This is a genomic window from Streptomyces sp. NBC_00433, from assembly GCA_036015235.1.
GTDB lineage: Bacteria > Actinomycetota > Actinomycetes > Streptomycetales > Streptomycetaceae > Actinacidiphila.
This window is the reverse complement of the sequence record CP107926.1, coordinates 473478-494587: the sequence shown is the minus strand read 5'-3', so window position 1 is coordinate 494587 and position 21110 is coordinate 473478. Positions and strand designations below refer to the sequence as shown.

The 21110-nt window shown below is 72.3% G+C and carries 19 protein-coding genes and 3 pseudogenes; 15 read left to right on the top strand and 7 right to left on the bottom strand.

What is annotated here, in order from left to right:
- Positions 1–119 precede the first annotated feature (119 nt).
- Complete coding sequence (locus tag OG900_02050) at positions 120–734, top strand: dihydrofolate reductase family protein (GenBank protein WUH89031.1); 615 nt, start codon at positions 120–122, stop codon at positions 732–734.
- Positions 735–765: 31 nt separating this feature from the next.
- On the opposite strand, the gene OG900_02045 is transcribed toward OG900_02050, so the two are convergent.
- Positions 766–1338, bottom strand: a complete 573-nt coding sequence (locus OG900_02045) for a YbhB/YbcL family Raf kinase inhibitor-like protein (GenBank protein WUH89030.1) — start codon at positions 1336–1338, stop codon at positions 766–768.
- Between the two features lie 306 nt (positions 1339–1644).
- The gene (locus OG900_02040; protein ID WUH89029.1) at positions 1645–2085 is read right to left on the bottom strand and encodes a MarR family winged helix-turn-helix transcriptional regulator; all 441 of its coding nucleotides are present in this window, start codon (positions 2083–2085) and stop codon (positions 1645–1647) included.
- Between the two features lie 132 nt (positions 2086–2217).
- Between OG900_02040 and OG900_02035 the strand changes: the two genes are divergently transcribed.
- Together OG900_02035 and OG900_02030 are read left to right on the top strand one after the other, a co-directional pair.
- Complete coding sequence (locus tag OG900_02035) at positions 2218–3177, top strand: ATP-dependent DNA ligase (protein WUH89028.1); 960 nt, start codon at positions 2218–2220, stop codon at positions 3175–3177.
- A gap of 92 nt (positions 3178–3269) precedes the next feature.
- Positions 3270–3590 (top strand): hypothetical protein, encoded by a 321-nt coding sequence (locus OG900_02030; protein WUH89027.1) that lies wholly within the window; start codon positions 3270–3272, stop codon positions 3588–3590.
- 58 nt (positions 3591–3648) lie between these two features.
- Here the strand turns inward: OG900_02030 and OG900_02025 are convergent, their stop codons facing one another.
- Together OG900_02025 and OG900_02020 are read right to left on the bottom strand one after the other, a co-directional pair.
- Positions 3649–3945 (bottom strand): hypothetical protein, encoded by a 297-nt coding sequence (locus tag OG900_02025; protein WUH89026.1) that lies wholly within the window; start codon positions 3943–3945, stop codon positions 3649–3651.
- A 97-nt stretch (positions 3946–4042) separates the two neighbouring features.
- Positions 4043–4525: a hypothetical protein gene (locus tag OG900_02020; protein WUH89025.1), complete on the bottom strand. Its 483-nt coding sequence runs from the start codon at positions 4523–4525 to the stop codon at positions 4043–4045.
- A 200-nt stretch (positions 4526–4725) separates the two neighbouring features.
- On the opposite strand from OG900_02020, the pseudogene OG900_02015 reads away from it, so the two are divergent.
- Positions 4726–5166, top strand: a pseudogene (locus OG900_02015) (VOC family protein).
- A 228-nt stretch (positions 5167–5394) separates the two neighbouring features.
- Positions 5395–6324: a hypothetical protein gene (locus OG900_02010; GenBank protein ID WUH89024.1), complete on the top strand. Its 930-nt coding sequence runs from the start codon at positions 5395–5397 to the stop codon at positions 6322–6324.
- 121 nt (positions 6325–6445) lie between these two features.
- On the opposite strand, the gene OG900_02005 is transcribed toward OG900_02010, so the two are convergent.
- A complete protein-coding gene (locus OG900_02005; protein ID WUH89023.1) occupies positions 6446–6817 on the bottom strand; it encodes a DUF2255 family protein in 372 nt (123 codons plus the stop codon).
- A gap of 427 nt (positions 6818–7244) precedes the next feature.
- Here OG900_02005 and OG900_02000 point away from each other — a divergent pair, with 427 nt between their 5' ends.
- A complete protein-coding gene (locus OG900_02000) occupies positions 7245–9299 on the top strand; it encodes an alpha-L-fucosidase (GenBank protein ID WUH89022.1) in 2055 nt (684 codons plus the stop codon).
- 62 nt (positions 9300–9361) lie between these two features.
- Here OG900_02000 and OG900_01995 read toward each other — a convergent pair whose 3' ends face one another.
- The gene (locus OG900_01995) at positions 9362–10957 is read right to left on the bottom strand and encodes a metallophosphoesterase family protein (GenBank protein WUH89021.1); all 1596 of its coding nucleotides are present in this window, start codon (positions 10955–10957) and stop codon (positions 9362–9364) included.
- A gap of 253 nt (positions 10958–11210) precedes the next feature.
- On the opposite strand from OG900_01995, the pseudogene OG900_01990 reads away from it, so the two are divergent.
- Positions 11211–11483 (top strand): annotated as a pseudogene (locus OG900_01990) (ABC transporter ATP-binding protein).
- Positions 11484–11499: 16 nt separating this feature from the next.
- Positions 11500–11757: pseudogene (locus tag OG900_01985) on the top strand (L-lysine 6-monooxygenase).
- 78 nt (positions 11758–11835) lie between these two features.
- Here the strand turns inward: OG900_01985 and OG900_01980 are convergent.
- On the bottom strand, positions 11836–12438 hold the full coding sequence (locus OG900_01980) for a TetR/AcrR family transcriptional regulator (GenBank protein ID WUH89020.1): 603 nt from the start codon (positions 12436–12438) through the stop codon (positions 11836–11838).
- A gap of 128 nt (positions 12439–12566) precedes the next feature.
- Here OG900_01980 and OG900_01975 point away from each other — a divergent pair, with 128 nt between their 5' ends.
- From OG900_01975 to OG900_01945, 7 genes are all read left to right on the top strand, one after another.
- On the top strand, positions 12567–13586 hold the full coding sequence (locus tag OG900_01975; protein WUH89019.1) for an aldo/keto reductase: 1020 nt from the start codon (positions 12567–12569) through the stop codon (positions 13584–13586).
- 264 nt (positions 13587–13850) lie between these two features.
- Entirely contained in the window at positions 13851–13982 is a 132-nt protein-coding gene (locus OG900_01970; protein ID WUH89018.1) for a hypothetical protein, read from the top strand.
- The gene (gene kdpF / locus OG900_01965; GenBank protein ID WUH89017.1) at positions 13979–14068 is read left to right on the top strand and encodes a K(+)-transporting ATPase subunit F; all 90 of its coding nucleotides are present in this window, start codon (positions 13979–13981) and stop codon (positions 14066–14068) included. Before OG900_01970 ends, kdpF begins: the two co-directional genes overlap by 4 nt.
- Positions 14069–15733: a potassium-transporting ATPase subunit KdpA gene (kdpA, locus tag OG900_01960; GenBank protein WUH89016.1), complete on the top strand. Its 1665-nt coding sequence runs from the start codon at positions 14069–14071 to the stop codon at positions 15731–15733.
- Positions 15733–17868, top strand: coding sequence for a potassium-transporting ATPase subunit KdpB (gene kdpB / locus OG900_01955; protein WUH89015.1), 2136 nt, complete (start codon positions 15733–15735; stop codon positions 17866–17868). Before kdpA ends, kdpB begins: the two co-directional genes overlap by 1 nt.
- Before the next feature lie 22 nt (positions 17869–17890).
- Positions 17891–18520 (top strand): potassium-transporting ATPase subunit KdpC, encoded by a 630-nt coding sequence (gene kdpC / locus OG900_01950; protein WUH89014.1) that lies wholly within the window; start codon positions 17891–17893, stop codon positions 18518–18520.
- Between the two features lie 37 nt (positions 18521–18557).
- Positions 18558–21110 carry a DUF4118 domain-containing protein gene (locus OG900_01945; GenBank protein WUH89013.1) on the top strand — a complete coding sequence of 851 codons (2553 nt, stop codon included), beginning with the start codon at positions 18558–18560 and terminating at the stop codon, positions 21108–21110.

The window sequence follows — 21110 nt, the reverse complement described above, 5'->3', positions numbered from 1 at the left end:
GGGCCGAGGGCCCGTCAGGCGCGGCCTGCTTCACGAAGAACCTATGCGGTCACAGCGCCGGAGCGCGCACGCCTCCCGGGCGAGCGATGAGTTTCGGGCGGGAATCGGGTCTGCCCTTCATGACTCGCATCATCGCTGACATCTCGGTCTCCCTCGACGGCTTCGTCACCGGTCCCGGGGCCGGCCCGGACAGCGGGCTGGGCACCGGCGGCGGGGCCCTGCACACCTGGGCCTTCTCCGAGGACCCCGACGACCGCCGGGTGCTGCGCGAGGCGACCGCCCGCTCGGGCGCCGTCGTCCTCGGCCGCCGGCTCTTCGACGTGGTCGACGGGCCGAACGGCTGGGACGACGAGACCGGTTACGGCGCCCGCGAGGTCGGCAAGCCCGCCTTCGTCGTCGTGACGAGCGATCGGCCGGAGTCGGTGCGGCTCACCGACCTCGACTGGGCCTTCGTCACCACCGGTCTGCCCGACGCCGTCGCCGCCGCCCGCGAACGCGCGGAAGCGGCCTCGTCCAGCAGTGGCAAGGACCTCGACGTCGTCCTCATGGGCGGCGGCGCCACGGTCGGCTCGGCGCTCCACGCCGGGCTGGTCGACGTACTGACACTGCACCTCGCGCCCGTCGTGCTGGGCGCGGGGACACCGCTCTTCACCGGCGGGAGCCCGCGCACGCTGGTGCGGCGACGCGTGGTCCCGACGTCGACCGCGACCCATCTGACCTACGACGTCCTCTGACGCCGCCCGCCGCCCTGACCCCTGACCGGCGTCAGCGTTCGAAGACGCCGGTCAGCCGCCCGCGGTCGAGGACGGCGGCGGTGACGGCGGGCAGCAGGGCGCGCGGCCGTGCCCGGTCCGCCGCCGGCGCGGCGGGGGAGCTGTCGACGGGGGCCGAGAGGGCGAAGAGCTGGAAGGCGTAGCGGTGCGGCCCGTGGCCCTTGATGGGCGCGGGACCGTGGTAGCCGCGTCCGATCGTGGAACGGAGCACGCGTACACCTGCGGCGGGCTGCCGCGCGTTCAGCGCGCCGGGGTCGAGGTGGCCGGACGCCGGGTCGACCAGGGCGAGGCAGTGCACGGCGGGCCTGGCCATGGGGACATCGATGTCCTCGACGACCAGGAGGAGTTGCGCGGTGCCGGGCGGCGGCGCCGTCCAGGCCAGGTGGGGTGAAAGGTCGGCGCCGCCGACGGCCCTCGCGCAGTGCTCGCGCGGTATGGCACCGCCGTCGCCGAAGCTGCGGCTGGTCAGGGCCAGCATCTCGGGGCCCTGGAGGTTGGGCAGCCGCCACGCGGTGTGGGTCTCGCCTGCCCTGCGGTTGTTCAGGAGTCGGCCGAGCAGTGTCATGGCGGGTGTTCCTCCGGTGGGTCTCTGCGGATGTCTGCGGATGTACGCCGCACCGCCGGGCCGGGCGGTGCGGCGGCCTCAGCCGCCGGTCGGCGTGTCCGGCCGTACGAGGGAGGCACCGGTGGCGGCCTCCCGCGGTGCCGGGGCCTTGGCCGGCCCCCAGCGGTGTGTCGCCGTAGGCGTAGCCGTGCAGCGGCAGCCAGATGATCAGCACGAACTGCGTCCCGCCGCGGCCGATCGAGATGGCCAGGCCCGCCAGGTTGGCGAAGGTGAAGGCCCGCAGGCGGAATCGGCAGCCCGTCGGCGTCAGATGCTCTGTGCCAGGCGCTCAAGCAGCGGTGCGGCCGCCGCGAGCTGCTCCAGCTCGGCCGGGGTGAAGGCGCCGCCGGTCAGGGCGCGTGCGACGAGTTCGGCCCGCGCGTTGCGCTTGTCCCTCAGCGCCTGCCGCCCTGCGTCGGTCACGGTCAGGACCACGCGCCTGCCGTCGTCCGGGTCCCTGCGGCGCTCGACCAGGCCGCTGTCCCGCAGGGTGCCGAGCGTCGCCCCCATGGCCTGCGCGGTGATCTGCGCCTGGCGGGCCAGAGCGGAGGAGGTGGTGGGTCCCGAGCGGTCAAGGAGGGACAGCGCGGCCCGCTCGGGCATCGTCAGACCGCCGCCGGGGGGCACTTGGCGCACCCGCCGCACCAGCACGCTGATGCCTGTCAGCAGGGCCGCGGCGACGGCGTCGGGGCTCGGGTCACCGTTCATATACTAAGGCTACTTTATCAACCTGCCTTAGTGAATCCGGGGTCCGGCCGGTCCCGGCCGCTTCCTGCTCCGAACGGGGGAAGTACCCGTCGGCCAGGTGTGGCCACCCGCCGGAGCGGCGACGGTCCGCCCATGGCCGCGCTTCCCGAGATCCCTCCCATGCTCGCCACCGCCGGGTCCCTGCCCGCTCCCGGAGTCGAGGACCGCTGGGCGGTGGAGGCCAAGCACGACGGCCAGCGCGCCACCGTCTACCTGCCCGGTGACGGCTCGGTCCTGCTGCGGTCCCGCGCCGGCCTGGACATCACCGCGGCCTACCCGGACCTGCGCGGCCTGGGAGAGGCGCTCGGCGGCGTCCCTGCCGTACTGGACGGCGAGATCGTCGCGTACGACGAGAACGGGCGCCCGGACTTCGAACGCCTGCAGTCCCGCATGGGGCTCGCAGGATCACCGGCCAGAGCGGCCCAGCTCGCACCGGCCGTGCCGGCCCACCTCGTGCTCTTCGACGCCACCTTCCTGGCCGCCGAGGACCTGACCGGGCGCCCGTGGACCGAGCGGCGCGAGGCACTCGTCTCGCTCGGGCTGGACGGACCCGCCTGGTCGGTGCCCGGCGCCCTGGTCGGGCACGGCGCGCAGGCGCTCGAACGCACCCGCGCCGCCGGTCTGGAGGGCATCGTGTGCAAGCTGACCGGATCCCGGTACGAGGCCGGAGTGCGGTCCCGGTCCTGGATCAAGATCCGCAACGTGCGGACGTTGGACGCGATCGTCGGCGGCTGGCTCCCGGGCCAGGGCCGGCTCGCCGGGCTGCCCGGGGCCCTCCTGCTCGGCCGGTACGAGGACGGGGACCTGCGGTACATCGGCAACGTCGGCACAGGGTGGAGCGACCGGGAGAGAACCGACCTCGCCGCCCTCCTGGCCGTCGCGGAGGTCAGCCGCAGCCCGTTCCGTCCGGCACCCCGGGTCGCGCACGCCAGGTGGGCGCTGCCGCGCCTCGTCGGCGAGGTCAGCTATACGACCTGGACCCGCGCAGGCCTCCTCCGCCACCCGTCCTGGCACCGCCTCCGCCCGGACCTCGCGCCCGACGACATCGCGTGACGGCGCGCCCGCGGCGGCCGCAAGCGCCCGAGCGGCAGGGCCTGTCGGGAAAGCGGATGCGGTCCGTGCGAGTCCCTGGGACTGTGGGCCGCATGCCTCGACGGATCATGTTCGTGCAGCTGAAGACGGGTTACGACACCGACCGCGGGCCGTCCTGGATCGGGTGGGTGGACTTCTCGAAGACCTGGAGCACCGCCTACTTCCACGGCCGGACCCTGCGCCGGGCCGCGGGGCTCTCCGACGCGAACTTCCACGACGTCGGGACCCGGGAGGAATTCTGGGTCTCCGGCCCGAAGCGGGACCGGACCGACACCCGCTACGGCCCCTGCCCGCCCGAGGTCGAGCCGGACGCCGCCCGCGCCTATCGCGCCTTCCTGGACGGCGCGCCCCTGCCGGGCAGGGAGCACGGCTGAGCAGGCCCCGGCGGCAGCCGGTCGACGGGACGCGTCGCCACGGCGCGAAGCCCGGCCCTCAGCGGCCCGCGTCCTGCGGACGGATCAGGCGGCTGTCGTGGGCGTACCAGCTGATGTGGCCGCCGAGTTCGACCTGGCAGCGCCACCGCACGGGGCGGCCGTTGTCATTCCATGTCCAGGCCCACACCACGGCCTCCTCCCAGCCGCCGTCGCGGGTGGCCACGACCACGTCGCGCCTTCTGGTCGAACACAGGTCGCCGTCCACCGGCGGGTCGGCCCGCGCCAGGAGGAAGGGCCAGTCGGTGGGGACCTCCTCGTGGCGCGAGCGGGCGGGAGGAGGAAAGGAATCGAACATGCGTTCATCATAGTGACCCGGGTCGCCGCCGGACGGGCGGGTGCATCGGCCACGTTGTTTCGGCACCGCCTGCTCAGGCGGCATCGTCGGCCACCTGTCAGCCGGAGGCCGCCGCGTACATCCGGTCGAGCACCGCGGTCGTGACCAGCGCATAGGCCAGGTGGGGGATGATGTCGGAGACCCAGTCGGACGCCGACCAGGTGCGCGGGTCGGTCACGCCCAGGACGGTCATCGGCCCGTTCGTGCCGATCAGCGCCCCGATCGCCGCCACGGCGTATTCGGGGGCCTTGGACGGGCGCCAGCCGGCGCTCCTTGCCAGGCCAAGCACCGCTCCCATCGCGAGGCCCGACGCGAAGCCGGTCAACGGGGCGAGGCCCGCGACCCGGTTCTCCAGGGTCTGGCCCTCGCCGGGGATCCTCACGTGCAGTTTCGCCGCGAGTTTGCGCAGGGTCACCTCGGGCGTGCTGCTCGCGGGCCTGCCCCGCAGCGCTATGTCGGCGTAGCTGACGATGTTCAGCGCGGTCGTCCCTGCGGCTCCGGCCGCGGCTCCGCAAAGGAGCGGGTGTGTCACGTAGCTCATGGCCCTCCCGGCTGCCGTAAGCGCGGATCCTGCCGAGCCGGGCGGCGTGCTGGGCCGGCCCGGGTACACCGCAAGCGTCCCACCGGGGCGGGCACTTCGCACGACAGGCGGTCCCGGTGGCGGCGGGGCGGGCGGCCGCCCCGCATGCGCCCTGCCCGGGGCCTGCCTAGGGTGGGAAAGGACCGCGGGAGGTGTGAACCATGGACATGAAACTCGAAGTCGTCGTGGTGCCGGTGTCCGACGTGGACCGCGCCAAGAACTTCTACACAGCCCTGGGCTGGCGCCTCGACGCCGACATCGCCCCGGACGAGAACTTCCGGGTCGTGCAGCTGACCCCGCCGGGCTCACCGGCGTCGGTCATCTTCGGCACGTCGGTCACGACCCAGGAGCCGGGCTCGGCGGAGGGCCTGCAACTCGTCGTGGACGACATCGAAGCCGCCCACGGCGAGCTGAAGCGGCTGGGCGCCGACCCGAGCGACGTCTTCCACGACGCCACCGGCGTCTTCCACCACGGTGGGACGGACGCCCGAGTGCCCGGGGCTGACCCGGGGCGGAACAGCTACGGCTCGTTCCTTTCGTTCAGCGACCCCGACGGCAACGGCTGGATCCTGCAGGAGATCACCACCCGGCTCCCCGGCCGGTTGGACGCCACCACCACCGAGTTCGCCTCGGCCGACGACCTGGCGAGCGCGATGCGCCGGGCCGCGGCGGCGCACGGCGAGCACGAGGCCCGCACCGGCGCGGAGGACCCGGACTGGCCGGACTGGTACGCGCGCTACATGGCGAGCGAGCAGGCCGGCACGGAACTGCCCACCTGACGGGACGCCTGAGCGGCTGCCCGAACGGACGCCGAGCCGCCGGAGGCGGACATGCCCGCACGTAGCAAGTCCGCGGGGCGGGGCGCGGGCCGGTCCGGTGCGGGTCCGGACCTGGAAGCGGTCTGCGAGGACCTCTACACCGGCGCCCCCGGCGAATTCACCGCACGCCGTGACGAGCGGGCCGCCGCCGCGAAGGCCGCCGGGGACCGGGACACCGCCCGCGCGATCCGCGGCCTGCGCAAACCGAGCCTGTCGGCCTGGGCCTGCAATCTGCTGGTCCGCCGGCGGCCCGAGGAAGCACGGCAGTTCCTCCAGCTGGGTGAGGCGCTGCGCCGCGCCCACCACGAGATGGACAGCTCGCAGATGCGCGAGCTCAACGCCCGGCAGTGGCGGATCATCTCCGAGCTGGCCGGGCAGGCGGCAGGACTGGCCCAGGAGGCCGGCCACCGGCTGAGCGACGCCGTCCAGCGGGAGGTCGAGGCCACGCTGCGTGCCGCCACCGCCGACCCCGAATCGGCCCGGCAGTGGGCGCGCGGCCGCCTGAGCGGCGCCCTCACCCCGCCCACCGGCCTGACTCCTGCCACCGCGCCGAGCGCGCCCCCTGGGGCCGCGCCACCCGAGCGGGAGCGGCCCCGCGCGGACCGCCGCGACGAACTCGCCGAGCGGCGCCGCGAACGGCAGCGCCGGCTTGCCGAGGCCCGCAAAGCGGCGGAGGCCGCCGAAACCGCCCTGCGGGAGGCCCGCAGGGACGCCGCTTCCGCCGACGCGGCATCGGCCGAGGCGAAAGAACGCGGGCAGCAGGCGCGCCAGGCCGTCGCCGAAGCCGAGGACCGGTTGCGGCAGGCCCGCGAGGCCCACGCCGAGGCCGAGACGCGTACTCAGGACGCCGAGGCCGCCCGGCGGACGGCCGAGGGCGCGGTGGACCGGGCCGAGCAGGCGCGAAGCGCCGCCGCCGCTGCCGTCGAGCGCCTCAGCCGCTGACGGCAGCGGCGGCGTAACGCCCGGCGGCGGCCGGCCCCAAGCCGGGCGGCGCCGTCCTGGGCGCGGACCCGAAGCCGGGACACCGGCCAGGGCTCGCGACGCGCGCGTGCCCGGGGGCCGTTCAGCGCGGTTCCAGCCGGAGCGTGGACGTACGGGCGGGGCCGGTCAGGACGTTCTCGACGATGTCGGTGAAGCGCCCGTACTTCTCGCGGTAGGCGGCGTCGACGTCGGCGTACTCGCCGGGCTCGGCCTCGCGGAAGGCGACGTCCTGGCGTACGCCGCCCGCTTCGACGCGGCCCTGGTGGTGCGACTGCGTGCCGCGGTACCACGGGCCTTCGGTCCCTTTGACCGAGCGGACGTAGAGGTCGTCGCCGGTGCGGACCACCCACATCGTCACCGGATCGCGCAGGGTGCCGTCCGTCCGTTCCGACCGCAGGGTCAGCTCCTGCGCCGTGCCGATCTTCTCCAGATCCCCGCCGTGCCAGTTCGCCATGACCGTTCCTTCCAGGAAGCCGGTGCGGCCGATGAGCGCGTGCCGCCCTGGGCGGCACGCCGGCCGCGAATCAGTCCCCCTGCCCACCGTCACCCGAGAGGGCGGGCTCTGCCAGCCGGGAGCTCACCGCGCCGCGACCCCGACCCGCCCGCGACCTGGCGCCACGCGCGCCCCGCAGGAGCGGTCCGCCCGTCGAAACCCCACGAGAGACCCGATCTCTAAGTCGAGCAAAGATCGGAGCACGCCCCGCGGGCACCCGGAATACCTCGCATCCTTGCCGCGGCTATGGACACCGTTCGCGCCCTCCTCTATAAATTCATCCGATGTACGCGCTTGACTGTCGAGTCCGGGCCCCAGCGCGTCCACGGCGCTCACGGGCCGGGCCCCCCACCGTCCCGCCCACCCCCCACACCGCAGGAGTCGCCCCGTGTCCGCTGCCCCCTTGAGCCGACGGTCCCTCATCAAAGCCGCCGCACTGGCCGGCGGCACCGTGGCCTTCGGGCTGCCGCAGTTCCTGGGGGCCGCCCCCGCCGAGGCCTACACCGTCCCCGCGAAGATGGACTGGTGGTACCAGGCCCGGTTCGGCATGTTCATCCACTTCGGGTCCTACTCCTACCTCGGCCACGGCGAGTGGGCCTTCACCAACGAGAACTGGACCAAGGCGAACTACCAGAGCCAGGTGTCCGCGGACTTCAACCCGACGTCCTTCAACGCCGCCACCATCGCCTCACTGGCCGCGAACGCCGGCATGAAATACCTCGTGATCACCGCCAAGCACCACGAGGGCTTCGCCATGTGGGACTCCAACGTCTCCGGCTTCACCGACACCACCGGCGCCAAGTCGTACAACCTGCACGACTACACCGCCTACCAGGGCGACCTGCTGGCCTCGCTCAAGACCGAATGCGAGGCGCGGGGCGTCAAGTTCGGGCTCTACTACTCGATCCTGGACTGGAACCACCCCTCGCAGACCGACCGAGGCGGGCTCACCGCCATGTCCTCGCTGAGCGCCCGCAGCAGCTACATCGCCGACATGAAGGCCCAACTCCAGGAATTGCTCGACCGCTACGACCCGGCGGTCCTGTGGTTCGACGGCGACTGGTTCGGCGAACCCGCCGGCCCCACCCTGAACGACTGGTGGCTGCGCGCCGACGGCCTCGACCTCTACAACTGGCTGATCGCCCGCAAGCCCGGCCTCGTCGTCAACGAGCGGGTCAAGCGCAACCTCGGCCTGGGCGACTTCATGTGCCCGGAGCAGACCGTGCCCTCGGCGCCGCTGTCCAGGCCCTGGGAGACCTGCGCCACCATGAACGGCGCCTGGGGCTACAACTCGGGGTCGGAGAACTCCTACCGGTCCGTCACGGACATCGTCCGCGAACTGGTCACCGTCGTCTCGCGGGACGGCAACTACCTGCTCAACATCGGCCCCAAGGGCGACGGCAGCGTCACCCCCGGCTCGGTGACCATCCTCCAGGGACTCGCCTCCTGGATGGCGACGTACGGGGACAGCGTCCACGGGACCACCGCCAGCCCCTACGCCACCGATCCCTCCTGGGGCAGGGTCACGAAGAAGGACGGCACGCTCTTCGCGCACGTCTTCAGCTGGCCGGCCGACGGCAGGCTGCAGATCCCGGCGCTCACCAACACCGTCAGCCGCGTCTACCTGATGAACAACCCGTCGGCGTCGCTGCCGTACACGGTCAGCGGCGGGCAGATCACCGTCACCGTGCCGACGACGGCGCCCAACGCCGGTGACTCCGTGGTGTGCGTCGCGGTCACCGGAGTGCCCGCCACCACATCGAGCACGACGGTCTTCCAGGACACCGGTTACGCGGGCGGCCACGCCGTCCTTGCGCTGGGCGGCTACACCGCCGCCCAGCTGACCGCCGCGGGCACCGGGCCGGCCCTCATCTCCTCGCTACGGGTGCCCAGCGGTTACCAGGTCACGGGCTATTCCGGCGACAACTTCACCGGCACGGCGTGGACTTTCACCGCGGACGCCCCCGACCTGCGGCAGACCGGCAACAACGACGCGATCGTCTCGCTGAAGGTGGCCTTCAACCCGGCCGCGTACTTCCGGCTGGTCAACGTCACGGACGGGCTGGCCCTGGACAGCGGCGGCAATGTCGCCGCCGGCGCGAACATCAAGCAGTGGACGCCCGTCGACAGCCCCAACCTCCAGTGGCAGGTGATCGACCTGGGCACCGGCTACCACCGGCTGGTCAACCGCGCCAACGGGATGGCGGCGGACGGCGGCGGCACCACCACCCCCGGCGACCCGGCCCGCCAGTCCGCCTGGACCGGCGGCCCCAACCAGCAGTGGCAGATCACCGACCGGGGCACGGGCCGCTACTCGATCGCCAACCGCGCCACCGGCCTCGTACTCGACGGCGGCGGATCGGTCCCCTCCGGTTCGGTGTGCAAGCAGTGGGCGTGGCAGGACAGCCCCAACCTGCTCTGGACCTTCCAGCCGGCCGGCTGACCGCGCGCCCGCAGCGGTCCGGGTCGGCGGCCACGGCGCAACCGCGGCCGCCGACCCGGGACTCACCTGGCGCGGCGCGCGACCGTGAAGTGGTCGATGCGCTTGCCGGTCTCGGCGATCGCGGAGACCGTCAGGGTCGACTCGCGTCCCGGGCGGCCGGGCTGGACGTCGACGGAGACGAACGAGTAGCCGGTGTAGCGGACCCGCGACCAGTGGACCGTGTCCACCACGTGGGCGCCGCCCTTGGCGGAGTGCCAGGTCGTCACCGCGTCCACCGGGTGCTCGCTGCCCTCGAACGTGTCGGGGGCCGGGAAGTCGTACAGGCTGCGCCCGGCGCCGCCCGCGGTGATGTAGACCGTGCCGTCGGTGGCCGGACGGGTGGTCTCCCCGATCGGCACCGCGTGCGACACCGCGCCCTTGCGGATCGCGTCGGTCCGCTCGTAGACGTGGTTGTGGCCGTTGATCACCAGGTCGACCTGGTGCTTGTCGAAGATCGGCACCCACTCCGCCTGCACACCGCCGTCGGAGGCGTGCGAGTTGGTGGTGGAGTAGGCGCAGTGGTGGAAGAAGACCACCAGGAAGTCGATGTCGTGGCGGCCGCGGTAGCCGGCCAGGGTGCGGTCCAGCCACGCGGTCTGCTTGCCGCCGGTGATCCCGTAGTTGGCGGGGATCTCGTACGAGACGTCGTTCGCGTCGAGCGCGACCACCGCGGTGTTGCCGTAGACGAAGGAGTACGCGCCCGGCTGGTTCTTCGGGTCGTGGCCGTTGCCCGGCAGCGTCCAGCGGGCCTCCTGGCCGCCGTAGCCGTTGGGCGAGTACCAGGCCTCCATGTCGTGGTTGCCGGTGGTGACCATCCACGGCACGCGGGCGGAGACCGACTCGGTCTGCGCCAGGAAGGAGTCCCAGGTGCGCGCGTCGTAGTCCGCCGCGTCGCTCTGCCCGCCGGACCCGTCGGGGTCGGCGTAGCAGATGTCGCCCGCGTGCAGGTGGAAGGCCGGGTTCCGGGCCAGGATCAGGGAGTCGTTGGCCAGGGCGTGGTAGCTGACGCCCTGGTCGCCGAAAGCGGTGAAGGTGAAGGGCTCGCTGTGCGCCGGCGCGGTGGTGAAGGAGCCGATCGTCCCGAAGGCCGCGGTGGTCGCCGGGTCGAAGCCCTCGTGGCCGACGCCGTAGTAGTAAGTGGTGCCCGCGCGCAGGCCGTCGAGGCGCACGTGCAGGTAATACTGGTCGACCGCGGGCAGCTTGCTGTTCAGCAGCTGCGGGGTGTGCAGGTCCCGGACCTCGGCGTCGATCTTGTGGCTGAGCGACCAGGGCGCCAGGCCGATCCGCACGAAGGGCCGGCGGACCGCGAGCGGCACCTGCCAGGAGACGGTGAACTGCGACTTCGGGTCGGCTCCGAACTGGAGGTGCCGCCCGAACGGCGCGACCAGCGCGCCGTCCACGTGGTGGCCGGTGGCCGGCCGGGTGAGCAGCGCAGGCGAGGGGCTCTGCGCCTGCGCGACCCCGCCCAGCAGCCCGGAGGCGGCGACCGTGCCCGCGGTGGCCATCCCGCCGAGCACCACCCGTCGGCGGGTCACCTTGGAGCGCAGGTACTCGTGCTGCTCCGCCATGCTCATCCCCGCCGCGAGCTTGGCGTCTATACCCATGTGAGGTGTGTCCATGGGGTGAAATCTCGCAGCGCCCGGCAACTGCGGCGCGATCGCCGGATGAAATCTCGAAGGTGGCTTGTGCGGTACGTGTGAAGGCCCCGTCCTGACGCCCCGCGGTGGGACGCGGGGGAGTCGCGGGGCGGGTGGGGAGCGCGGCCCGCTTGACCAGGTAACCCTTACTTAGGCTAGCCTTACCTAAGTTGGAGAGACTGGTTCGGGAAGGGGCCGCCGGGTGGGGAGCAGCGGGGCACGCGGCGTGCTGGCACAGGCGGCGCACCGGCTGCGGATGGACGTCGTCTGGCGCGTGCTCGACCCCCGGGGCGGGGCGGAGGCCGGCCGGCTGCCCGGTGAACTGGCGAACATCGCCACCGAGGACGCCAAGCGGGTCGGCGCCGTCAATCTGGCCCTGACCATCGGGATCGCCTCCTGCGCCGGCATCGCGGTGAGCGCGGTGGTCCTGCTGGCGGTCTCCGTGCCCCTCGGCCTGACGGTGCTGCTCGGCACACCGGTCCTGCTGTACGCGGGGCACCTGCTCGCTCCACGACTGCCACCGTTACGCCACCGGCTACCGCCCGCGCGACATCGGGAAGCTGCTCGGCGAGTCGGACAAGCTCTGCCTGCGCGACGACGGCGACGCCCTGCGGGTCGGCCGCGACCACCGCGTGGCGCTCACCCCCGACGTGAGCGCCGGCATCTACCTCCAGGGCGGCACCGAGCACACCCATGGGCTGACCTCGACGCTGCTGTCCACCACCGCCATCCGCGCCGGCGAGATCCGCGACTCCCTGCTCACCTCCCGCGCCAGGCACTGACCGCCGTCCGCCGTGAGGGCACCGCCGGGACACCGGCGGTGCCCTCACGGCGTTCCCGGCCGCCCGCGGGCGCCGCGGTCAGGACTGCTGCCGGGGGCTCCTGCGCAGGCCGTCGATCAGGACGCCCACCATGCGCCGGCTGTGGCCGGCGTCCTCGCCGGGGACGGGCAGGCACAGATGGGCGATGGCGAAGAGCAGGTCGCGGGCGCCGACGTCGTCGCGGACCGCGCCGCTCGCCGCCGCGGCGTCGAGCAGCGCGGTGAGGGCGGGGGTGAGCCTGTCCAGGAAGTAGCCGGGCAGGGCCTCGTAGGCCGGATCGCCCGAGTGCAGCGCCGAGGCGAGTCCGCGCTTGGTGCCCAGGAGTTCGGTGTACTGCCGGAGCCAAGCCGCCAGCGCCTCGGCAGGCTCGTGCGCGGCGCCGAGCCGGGGTCCGGCGGCGGCGCAGGCGTCGATGTTGCTCTGCACCACGGCCTTGACGAGGTCGGAGCGCTGGGGGAAGTGGCGGTAGAGCGTCCCCACCCCCACGCCGGCCAGGTCGGTGATCTCCTTGGCGGGCGCGTCTACCCCCGAGGTGTCGAAGACCTGCTTCGCGGCGTCGAGCAGCGCCGTGATATTGCGCCGGGCGTCGGCGCGCAGCGGGCGCGGCGCGCCGCCCGCGGGTGGTGCCGCCTTCTCGGACACGGGTCCCCTCCTCCGGTTGCATAACCGGAAAGGCTTTCCGTATAGTCGAATCAAGCGGAAAGCTTTTCCGTTTCGCTCCCGAGCGTAGGGCATCCGCCGGGGTGCGGCCCACTCCGCAGGAGGCAGACATGCAGTACCGCACGCTCGGCCGCACCGGCATCAAGGTCAGTCCTTATGCGCTGGGCACGCTGATGTTCGCCACGTCCATCGGCAATCCCCGCCAGGAGGACTCGATCCGCATCATCCACAAGGCGCTCGACGCGGGCATCAACCTCGTCGACACCGCCGACGCCTACGGCGACTCCGAGGAGATCGTCGGCAAGGCGCTCCAGGGGCGCCGCGACAATGTCGTGCTGGCCACCAAGGTGGGCCGCCCGACGGGCGACGACCCCAACCGGCAGGGCGCCTCCCGCCGCTGGATCACCAGGGCCGTCGAGGACTCCCTGCGCCGCCTGCGGACCGACCACATCGACCTTTACCAGATCCACCGGCCCGACCCGACCACCGACGTCGAGGAGACCCTCTCCGCCCTGACGGACCTGGTCCGCAGCGGGAAGGTCCGCGCCATCGGTACCTCGACGGCCCCGGCGTCCGACATCGTCGAAGCGCAGTGGGCGGCCGAGCGGCGCGGCCTGGAGCGCTTCCGCACCGAGCAGCCGCCCTACTCCCTCCTCAACCGCCGCATCGAGCGCGAAGTCCTGCCCGTCACGCAGCGCTACGGCATGGGCACCCTCGTCTGGGGCCCGTTCGCCCAGGGACTCCTGACCGGCCGGGTCCGCAGGAACCAGCAGAACGACCTGCGCCGGGCCCGCTTCCTGACGCACGTCAGCGACGAGCGCCGCATCGACGCCGTCGAACAGCTCATCCCCGTCGCCGCCGAGGCGGGCATGCCGATGACCCACCTCGCCATGGCGTTCACCATCGCGCACCCCGGCGTGACCAGCGCGCTCATCGGACCCCGCACGATGAGCCACCTCGACGACCTCCTCGACGGCCTCGACGTCGTCCTCGGCGACGACGTCCTCGACCGGATCGACGAGATCGTCCCGCCCGGCACCGAGGTCGGCTCCCTCGACCAGGACTACGCGCCCCCTGCCCTGCTCGACGCGGCCCTGCGCCGCCGCCCCCTCCGCGAACGCGCCGCCTGACGGCCGGGGCTCAGACGGTGCGGGCGACGAGGCCGACGGCGTGGGGGCCGCCTACTGGCATGGCTCGACGGCCTGTTGACGCCCCGTCGACACCGCGCACGGGATCACCGGGAAGCGGCCCCGCCGGGTGCGCGGCGCGGGTCGGGGAAGCGATCGGCGTCAAGATGACGTCAATAGGCCGTTCGGCGGCGTCAGGGGTGCGCTAACGCGGCTGAGCGGGGTCGATGCGGCAGGTTGGATGACGGCGCGTGCCGGGAAGTGCCGGTGCCGCCTCGCCGCTTCCTTCCCCACGACCTCCGGGGTGACCCGCGCATGCCAGATATCGCATTCCTCGCGATCATCGTCGCCGTCTTCGCCGTCATCACCCTGGTCGTCAAGGGGGTGGAGCGGCTGTGACCGGGGAGAACATCGCGGGCCTCGTGGTGGCCTGCCTGCTGCTCGTCTACCTCGTGCTGGCCCTGATCTTCCCGGAGAAGTTCTAGATGGACGACACTCTCGCGGGCTGGCTCCAGATCCTCGTCCTGGTCGCGGCGCTGGCGCTGACCTACCGTCCGCTGGGCGACTACATCGCCCGTATCCTCACCACCGGCAGGCACCTGGCGGTGGAGAAGGTCCTCTACCGGCTCGGCGGGGTGGACGCGAACGCCGACCAGCGCTGGCCCGTCTACCTGCGCAGCGTGCTGGCCTTCTCGGCCGTCTCCGTCCTCTTCCTCTACGGCTTCCAGCGGTTGCAGAACCACTTCCTGCTCGCCATCGGGATGAAGGCGGTGCCGCCGGGCACGGCCTTCAACACCGCCGCTTCGTTCGTGACGAACACCAACTGGCAGTCGTACAGCGGTGAGGTCACGATGGGCCATCTGGTCCAGATGGCCGGGCTCGCGGTGCAGAACTTCGTGTCGGCCGCGGTGGGTATCGCGGTGGTCGCCGCGCTGATCCGCGGGTTCACGCGCAAGCGCACCGACCGGGTGGGCAACTTCTGGGTCGACCTGACCCGGATCGTGGTGCGGCTGCTGCTGCCGGTGGCTTTCGTCTTCGCGATCGTGCTCGTCGCGGCCGGTGCGATCCAGAACTTCCACGGCATCCACGAGATCGGCACCCTGATCGGCGACAAGCAGTCGCTGACCGGCGGCCCGGTGGCCTCGCAGGAGGCCATCAAGGAGCTGGGCACCAACGGCGGCGGCTTCTACAACGCCAACTCCGCCCACCCCTTCGAGAACCCCAACGGCTTCACCAGCATCCTGGAGATCTACCTCCTGCTGGCGATCTCGTTCTCCCTGCCGCGGACCTTCGGCAAGATGGTCGGCGACCACCGGCAGGGCTACGCGATCCTGGCCGTGATGGGCCTGATCTGGGCGGCCTCGGTCACGCTGATCACCGTCAACGAGCTGCACAGCGTGAGCAGCACCGCGGGCCACGCGGCGGGCGGGATGCTGGAGGGCAAGGAGCAGCGGTTCGGCATCTGGGCCTCGGCCCTCTTCGCCGCCTCCACGACACTGACCTCCACCGGTGCGGTGAACTCCTTCCACGACTCGTTCTCGCCCGGCGGCGGCGGGATGACGATCTTCAACATGATGCTCGGCGAGATCGCCCCCGGTGGTACGGGCTCGGGTCTCTACGGCATCTTGATCCTGGCGATCATCGCGGTCTTCGTGGCCGGTCTGATGGTCGGCCGCACCCCGGAATACCTGGGCAAGAAGCTGGGCGCGCGGGAGATGAAGTTCGCCTCCCTCTACATCCTGGCCACCCCCGCGGTCGTCCTCATCGGCACGGGCACCGCGATGTCGTTCAAAGGCGAGCGGGCCTCGATGCTCAACTCCGGGCCGCACGGCTTCTCCGAGGTCCTCTACGCCTTCACCTCCGCGGCCAACAACAACGGCTCCGCCTTCGCCGGTCTGACAGTGACCTCGGACTGGTGGAACACGGCCCTCGGCCTGGCGATGCTCTTCGGCCGCTTCCTGCCGATGATCTTCGTGCTGGCACTGGCGGGTTCGCTGGCCGGACAGCAGCCGGTCCCGGTCACCGCGGGGACGCTGCCCACCCACCGGCCGCAGTTCGTCGGCCTGTTGGCCGGCGTGGTCGTGATCGTCGTCGGCCTCACCTATTTCCCCGCGCTCGCGCTGGGTCCGCTCGCGGAAGGCCTGCACTGATGTCCCTCCCCACCGAGCCGTCCCCGTCGTCCCCCGGGGGCGGGCCGACCGCGCAACCGCAGGCGCACCGGGTGTCGGGCGGGCTGCTGGACCCGAAGCAGCTGCTCACCTCCCTGCCGGACGCCGTCCGGAAGATCGACCCGCGGGTCATGGTCAAGAACCCGGTGATGTTCGTGGTCGAGGTCGGCGCCGCGCTGACCACGGCCTCGGCCATCAAGGACCCCAGCGTCTTCTCCTGGGTGATCACGGTGTGGCTGTGGCTGACGGTGGTCTTCGCCAACTTGGCCGAGGCCGTCGCCGAGGGGCGTGGCAAGGCGCAGGCCGAGACGCTGCGCAAGACGAAGACGGAGACGTCCGCGCGCCGCCTGACCGGATGGCGGCCGGGCGCCGAGGACGTGCAGGAGGAGGAAGCAGCCGCCGCCACCCTGAAACTGGGCGACCACGTGGTGGTCGAGGCCGGCCAGACCATCCCCGGCGACGGTGACGTGGTCGAAGGTGTGGCGTCGGTGGACGAGTCGGCGATCACCGGCGAGTCCGCGCCCGTCATCCGCGAGTCCGGCGGCGACCGCTCCGCGGTCACCGGCGGCACGAAGGTCCTCTCGGACCGGATCGTCGTCAAGATCACGTCCAAGCCGGGCGAAACCTTCATCGACCGCATGATCGCCCTGGTCGAAGGGGCGGCCCGGCAGAAGACGCCCAACGAGATCGCGCTGAACATCCTGCTCGCCTCGCTGACCGTGGTCTTCCTGCTCGCGGTGGTCACCCTCCAGCCGTTCGCGATCTTCGCCGGGGCCGAGCAGTCGCTCGTCGTCCTGGTCGCCCTGGTGGTCGCGCTGATCCCCACCACGATCGGCGCGCTGCTGTCCGCCATCGGCATCGCGGGCATGGACCGGCTGGTGCAGCGCAACGTCCTGGCGATGAGCGGGCGCGCGGTCGAGGCCGCGGGCGACGTCAACACATTGCTGCTGGACAAGACCGGCACCATCACCCTGGGCAACCGCCAGGCGGCGGAATTCCTGCCGGTGAGCGGGATCAGGATCGAGGAGCTCGCCGACGCCGCACAGCTCTCGTCGCTGTCCGACGAGACCCCCGAGGGCCGCTCCATCGTGGTGCTGGCCAAGGAGAAACACGGCCTGCGGGGTCGGGAGCTGGGCGGGCACGCCGAATTCGTGCCCTTCACCGCGCAGACCCGGATGAGCGGTGTCGACCTGGTCGAGGACGGCGACCACCGCAGCCTCCGCAAGGGCGCCGCGACCGCCGTCATGCAGTGGATCCGCGACAACGGCGGCCACCCCACCCTGGACGCCGGCCCCATGGTCGACTCCATCGCGGCCAGCGGCGGCACCCCGCTGGTGGTGGGCGAGGTCGTCCGGCGCGACGGCGAGGTGACGGCCACCGTCCTCGGCGTGATCAATCTGAAGGACGTCGTCAAGGCCGGGATGCGCGAGCGCTTCGACGAGCTGCGCCGGATGGGCATCCGCACGGTGATGATCACCGGCGACAACCCCATGACCGCCAGGGCCATCGCGGAGGAGGCGGGCGTGGACGACTTCCTCGCCGAGGCCACCCCCGAGGACAAGATGGCGCTGATCAAGCGGGAGCAGGCCGGCGGCAAGCTGGTCGCGATGACCGGCGACGGTACGAACGACGCGCCCGCGCTGGCCCAGGCGGACGTCGGCGTGGCCATGAACACCGGCACCTCGGCCGCGAAAGAGGCCGGGAACATGGTGGACCTGGACTCCAACCCCACCAAGCTGATCGAGATCGTCGAGATCGGCAAGCAGCTGCTCATCACCCGGGGCGCGCTGACGACCTTCTCGATCGCCAACGACGTCGCGAAATACTTCGCGATCATCCCCGCCATGTTCGCCGTCGTCCATCCGGGCCTGGACAAGCTCAACATCATGAAGCTGCACAGCCCGACGTCGGCGATCTCCTCCGCGATCATCTTCAACGCGCTGATCATCATCGCGCTGATCCCGCTGGCGCTGCGCGGGGTGCGCTACCGGCCCTCGTCGGCGGCCGCACTGCTGAACCGCAACATCTGGGTGTACGGCCTCGGGGGACTGGTGCTGCCCTTCGCCGGCATCAAAGTCATCGACCTGGTCATCCAGTTCATCCCCGGCCTGCGCTGACCGACGACAGAAGGCGACCTCCATGTCCCGTTCCCTTCCCGCCGTGGTCCGCCGCCACCTGTCGGCGCTGCGGATGCTGCTGGTGCTCAGTGTGATCACCGGCGTGCTCTACCCGCTGGCCGTCACCGGCATCGCGCAGGCCGCGTTCGGCCACCAGGCCAACGGCTCCCTCGTCCACCACGACGGAAGGGTCGTCGGCTCCAGCCTGCTCGGCCAGAACTTCGACCTGCCGAAGAAGGACCCCGACGACCCGGACGAAGCCGCCAGGCCCGACCCGAGGTATTTCCAGCCGCGCCCCTCGGCGGGCTCCTACGACCCGCTGGCCTCGGGCGCGTCCAACCTCGGGCCGAACAACCCCGACCTGATCAAGGCGATCGCGCAGCGCCGCCACGACGTCGCCGCCTTCGACGGCGTCAGCCCCGAGGACGTACCCCCGGACGCCCTGACGGCCTCCGGCTCCGGCCTCGACCCCGACATCTCCACCGCTTACGCCTACGAGCAGGTCAACCGGGTCGCCAAGGCCCGCGGCCTGCCGGCCGACGCCGTACGCAAGCTGGTCGCCGGCAATACGCACGGCCGGGTGCTGGGCTTCCTCGGCCAGAAGTACGTCAACGTGCTCGACCTCAACGTGGCCCTCGACAGGACCGCATGACCACCGGAAACCCGAACGCCGGCAAGGAGGGCGCCGTATGACGCCTGACGCACTTCCCCCCGCCCCCCGCCGCTCCGACGGCCCGCCGCGCGACGGCAGGCCCGGCCGGCTGAAGGTCTTCCTCGGCGCCGCCCCCGGCGTGGGCAAGACCTACCGCATGCTCGACGAGGGGCGGCGCAGGGCGGAGCGCGGCACCGACGTCGTCGTCGCCTTCGTGGAGTGCCACAAGCGCCCGCACACCGAGGACATGCTGTCCGGCCTGGAGGTCCTGCCCCGAGCCGTACGCGACTACCGCGGCACGTCCTTCACCGAGATGGACACCGACGCGGTCCTGGAACGCGCCCCGCAACTCGCCCTCGTCGACGAACTGCCGCACAGCAACGTGCCCGGCGGCCGGCACGCCAAGCGCTGGGAGGACATCGACGAGCTGCTCGCGGCGGGCATCGACGTCATCACCACCGTCAACATCCAGCACCTGGAATCGCTCAACGACGTCGTCCAGAAGATCACCGGCGTGCCGCAGCGCGAGACCGTGCCCGACGAGGTCGTCCGCCGCGCCCACCAGATCGAGCTGGTCGACATGCCCGCCGAGGCGCTGCGCCGCCGGATGGCCCACGGCAACGTCTACGCCGCGGAGAAGGTCGACGCCGCGCTCTCGAACTACTTCCGGGTCGGCAATCTCACCGCGCTGCGCGAGCTGGCGCTGCTGTGGGTGGCCGGGCGGGTGGACGAGGCCCTGCAGAAATACCGCTCTGAGCACGGCATAGGGGGAGTGTGGGAGACCCGCGAGCGGGTCGTGGTGGCCCTGACCGGCGGGCCCGAGGGCGAGACGCTGATCCGCAGGGCCGCCCGTATCGCCGACCGATCCGCGGGCGGGGACGTCCTCGCGGTGCACATCGCCCGCAGCGACGGGCTGGCGGACGCCTCACCGGCGGCGCTGGCCAGGCAGCGGGCGCTGGTCGAGTCGCTCGGCGGCACCTTCCACTCGGTCGTCGGCGACCACATCCCCACCGCGCTGCTGGACTTCGCCCGCGCCGAGAGCGCCACCCAGCTGGTCATGGGCACCAGCCGCCGCGGCAGGCTCGCGCACTTCCTGACCGGCCGGGGCGTCGGCGAGACCACCGTGGAGCTGTCGGGTGACATCGACGTCCACATGGTCACCCACGAGCGGGCCCGCCGCGGCCGGCTGCTGCCCACCCCCAGCAGCGGCCTGCCGAGGGTGCGGAAGGTCGCGGGCCCGCCGGCCGGCCTGGTCCTCCCGGTCCTGCTCACCGTCCTGCTCAGCCACACCCGCGGCAGCCTCAACCTCACCACCGACGCCCTGCTGTTCCTGCTCGCGGTGGTCGGCGTGGCCTGCATAGGAGGCGTCGTCTCCGCCCTGCTCGCCTCGATCACCGCCTCGCTGCTGCTCAACTGGTTCTTCATCCCGCCGATCCACCGCTTCACCATCGGCGAGACCAACAACGTCCTCGCGCTCGCCGTCTTCGCCGTCGTGGCCGTCACCGTCGCCACCGTCGTGGACCAGTCGCTGCGGCTGTCCCGGCGGGCGGCGAACGCCACCGCGGAGGCCGAGACGCTGTCCTCCGTCGCGGGCAGCATCCTGCGCGGCGACCAGACGGTCGAGGTGCTGCTGCACCGTACGCGGGAGGCGTTCGGCATGGACTCGGCCGAGCTGGCCCGCCGCGCCGACCACGACCACGGCGCGGCGGACGCCGACGCGGACGCGGTGGTGGCGCCGGTCGGCCCCGACGACGTCCTCGTGCTGCGCGGCCGCCGCCTCGCCGCCTCCGAGCGCCGGGTCCTCGTCGCCTTCGCCGGCCATGTCGCCGCCGCCCTGGAACGCGCCCGGCTGGCCGAGGCCGCCGCCGAGGTCGAGCCGGTCAAGGCCGCCGACCGGATGCGTACCGCGCTGCTCGCCGCCGTCAGCCACGACCTGCGCACCCCCATCGCGAGCGGCTGGGCGGCCGTCAGCAGCCTGCGCAGCCGGGACGTCGCCTTCAGCGACGAGGACCGCGACGAGCTGCTCGCCACCGCAGAGGAGTCGCTCGCCCGGCTCAACCGCCTGGTCGACAACCTGCTCGACATGAGCCGCCTCCAGGCCGGCGCCCTCACCTTGAACCTCCAGCCGACCGCGCTCGCCGAAGTCCTCCCGCTGGCCCTGGACAGCCTCCCCGAGAGCGCCGTCCCCGTCGTCACCCAGGGCGTCACCGGCGCCGCCGACATCCTCGCGGACCCGCCGCTGCTGGAGCGGGTCGTCGCCAACCTGGTGACCAACGCCGTACGGCACACTCCGTCCGGCAGGAAAGTGCTGGTCAGCGCCAGTGCGCTGGACGACAGGGTGGAGCTGCGGGTCATCGACCAGGGCCCCGGGCTGCGGGCCGAGGACCGCGACCGGGTCTTCGAGGCCTTCCAGCGGATGGGCGACACCGACAACTCCACCGGCCTGGGCCTCGGCCTCGCCCTGTCCCGGGGCCTGACCGAGGCCATGGGCGGCACGCTCACCCCCGAGGACACCCCGGGCGGCGGCCTGACGATGGTGGTGTCGCTGCCGGCGGCCGCACCCGCCGCCTTCGAGGGCGCCCTGGTCTGA